This window comes from Priestia sp. P5_B4 (genome assembly GCF_056400385.1).
In genome coordinates, this window is record NZ_JBFULJ010000513.1 from 1 (window position 1) to 2,715 (window position 2,715).

Consider the following 2,715-nt stretch of genomic DNA (forward strand, 5'->3'; position numbering starts at 1 on the left):
CTGTCGATGAGTTGGGTTATAACGTTTATACGGAGAACGAAAAAGGAAGATTACCTATTTATATTGGATCATATCCAAAGACATATTTTCAATTAATAGATAATGAAATACATGTTGTAACGTTTGAAAAAAATACCTAACATTTTAGACGGCCCTGCTTTTTCTATAAAGGAAAAGTGAGGTCATTATCTATAACTAGTGAAGGGTCCAATAAAGAAAGCAACATGAAAGGCGTCATTACGCATATAAAGCTTATATTAACGCGATAACGTTACTGAATTACCTACTGATTAGGAAACGAAGTCGCGATTCTTTAGATACTATGTAGCTACTGCAGTAAGCTTGCCTATCCACTCAAAAAATAACAAAGATTTTATTTAGCTGCAACTAAATATTTAAAGAAGGACTTATTTTACTGTTATTGAATCTATACAGGACGGTTTATTTCAAATCTCAATTGCAGAGAGGGGAAATGATAATGGCCACTGGAAGAGAACGGGCGGCAAGGAGTATTTTGGGTCAATCAGGATTGAGGAATAGGAATCCAGACAATGCTACGTTTGATGAAAAAGGAACAAAGCCTCGCACTTCAAATTTTGAAAGAGTTGCGACTCCTCGTGAGGGTTCTACTCGAATAGCAAGGATGGCAGAAGAATATAGGGCTGAATATAAAAGGATAAAAAGAAGAGAACAATTTTTGCAAGACACAATAGATTTATTAAGTGATTGTAATAACAAGCAATCCGTTGGAGAGTTAAAGGAATTAATTAATTTAGCAAAAGAACGATTAATTATGTATAAAGGTAAATAGAATTTATTTCTTTTTTTATTACTGAGGTAGTATGATACTAATACGTTCACATACACATTTGTGTGAGTACATTTTTGCTAGGAGAGAGCAGCCAGTATATGATGGTTGCTCTTTTCGTTTTTAAGGAGATATGATTACATGAAAGATTGGTTTAGAGTATTCACTCTCAGAGATGGTTCAAAGACAGAAATTAAAATTGATTACGACAAATATGGGCTTTTTTACAAAGTGTACAAATATACAACTTATTATAAGGAAAGTATTTTACTATTTATTTAACGTTATAGAGTTTCCATATATGTTTCTCTTTATAACCTATATACTTACTCCAACGTTCCCCTTGGCTAATATAATCTTCAAACGTAGCGTTTCTAACTACAATATACCCACCACATTCATCTGCGGTTTGTTTTGCGATGGACTGTGTGTCAAAGGGAAATGCAACCAATTCATTGTTTGTAAATTCATAACTAGATATCTCTTTCCTTTTTACGTTTCTACATGATTCATTTACATAATATAACTTACCTAACTTTATAAAATAGTATGGATATTCTTTGTTAGGCAACTTACTCCCCTCCATTTCTACACCCTTCAATTGCTTTATAAGTCAATATTAACCTGTTATTTGGATTTAAAAACCTAAAATCMTCCTAAAAAAGCCACTCTTTTAGAGTAGCTTCAATTACGCAAATGTTAATGTGTTATGCTACCGAAATAGATGCCAATTAGGTAACGGAGTCGGAATTCTTTAGATACTACGTAATTACAGCAGTAAGCTTGCCTGTCCAGTCAAAAAATAAAACAGAACCCTTACTGCAGTAGGGGATGAGTAGATAGTGATGTAAGATGTGATGAGTTTTTATATGTTGGGGATTGGCCTAGTGACTTATATTTTTCATGAAATGGACGAGAGATCCAAAGATGTCCCAAGGACTAAAGTTGAACGTAATAATAAAAAAGGAACTGACAATTGAATGTCAGTTCCTTTGTATTGTATAAATGTAGTCATTTTTCATCTTCATAAATAAATAAGCCATTTACCAAGGTCTCGAAATCAGGAGCTAATTCAAAAATAAGTGTGTCTGTTCCCCATTCTAGATCCATATAAATTACAGGAGGGTTATCTTTTGTATTCCGATAGTCGAATGCAACCCACCAATGTCCCTCTCCACATAGTAGAACAATATCTTTTGGTAACTCCCATTCTTCTATATAATAATCACTGGATAAAATGCCTTCTTTTCCTATTCCATAAATTTCAGGGAGGTTTACATGATCGTCTGCCCAATTTGTTGGAACAGAGGTAGGGTAGTCACAATATTTTAAAGAGCCTCCATTTTGCATTTTACATAACTCAATATAGGATTTTGGTAACTTCACACCCAACTTCTTTTCTGCATCTTTAACCATTTCTTCTGTTAATTTCTTTGATTGACTGTATCCATCATCCCAAATATCTCTCATTTCTCCAACCCTTTCAATCAGTACCAACTAAATGCTTTTCTTCATGCCACATTCTCTACATTCATGTAAGAAAACTCCACCTTTTACGGAACTTTTGAAGTAAGCTGAGTTGCAGTTGTCGCATCTGCCACTGACCTTATCCGGAAATTCAGCATAGTCATACACTTTGTTAAGATCGATTTCTTGCTGCTCTTTCGCTTCCATGTTGATCACTCTTTTCTAATTACCTTTTATTAGATTACCACAAAAAGTGAAGGTGAAATTATTTTATGTAAAATGAACATCAATTAGCTCACTTAACCTCATTTTATTTTTCAATTCAAATACTTTATCGATAAAAACAAACAAATTCCCCAGGAAATCAACAAATTGGATGAATCCCTTTTTTGTAATACATTGTCCCTTTTTGTAGTATGTAAGATAAACTTGTTTATTTG

4 protein-coding genes are annotated in these 2,715 nt (G+C 33.5%); 1 reads left to right on the forward strand and 3 read right to left on the reverse strand.

Annotated elements, in window-relative coordinates; genetic code table 11:
• Nucleotides 1-478: 478 nt before the first annotated feature.
• A complete protein-coding gene (locus tag AC1DRF_RS22170; protein WP_279621324.1) occupies nucleotides 479-811 on the forward strand; it encodes a hypothetical protein in 333 nt (110 codons plus the stop codon).
• A gap of 271 nt (nucleotides 812-1,082) precedes the next feature.
• On the opposite strand, the gene AC1DRF_RS22175 is transcribed toward AC1DRF_RS22170, so the two are convergent.
• The 3 genes from AC1DRF_RS22175 to AC1DRF_RS22185 form a co-directional block, all read right to left on the reverse strand.
• Nucleotides 1,083-1,379, reverse strand: coding sequence for a hypothetical protein (locus AC1DRF_RS22175; RefSeq protein WP_216884969.1), 297 nt, complete (start codon nucleotides 1,377-1,379; stop codon nucleotides 1,083-1,085).
• A gap of 440 nt (nucleotides 1,380-1,819) precedes the next feature.
• Nucleotides 1,820-2,278: an SMI1/KNR4 family protein gene (locus AC1DRF_RS22180; RefSeq protein ID WP_279621325.1), complete on the reverse strand. Its 459-nt coding sequence runs from the start codon at nucleotides 2,276-2,278 to the stop codon at nucleotides 1,820-1,822.
• Nucleotides 2,279-2,305: 27 nt separating this feature from the next.
• Complete coding sequence (locus AC1DRF_RS22185) at nucleotides 2,306-2,482, reverse strand: DUF8096 family protein (RefSeq protein ID WP_279621326.1); 177 nt, start codon at nucleotides 2,480-2,482, stop codon at nucleotides 2,306-2,308.
• Nucleotides 2,483-2,715 lie beyond the last annotated feature (233 nt).

Bases quoted from the DNA above. Each gene is read 5' to 3' on its own strand.
- AC1DRF_RS22170 (WP_279621324.1), top strand. From the start codon at position 479: ATGGCCACTGGAAGAGAACGGGCGGCAAGGAGTATTTTGGGTCAATCA.
- AC1DRF_RS22180 (WP_279621325.1), bottom strand. From the start codon at position 2,278: ATGAGAGATATTTGGGATGATGGATACAGTCAATCAAAGAAATTAACA.
- AC1DRF_RS22185 (WP_279621326.1), bottom strand. From the start codon at position 2,482: ATGGAAGCGAAAGAGCAGCAAGAAATCGATCTTAACAAAGTGTATGAC.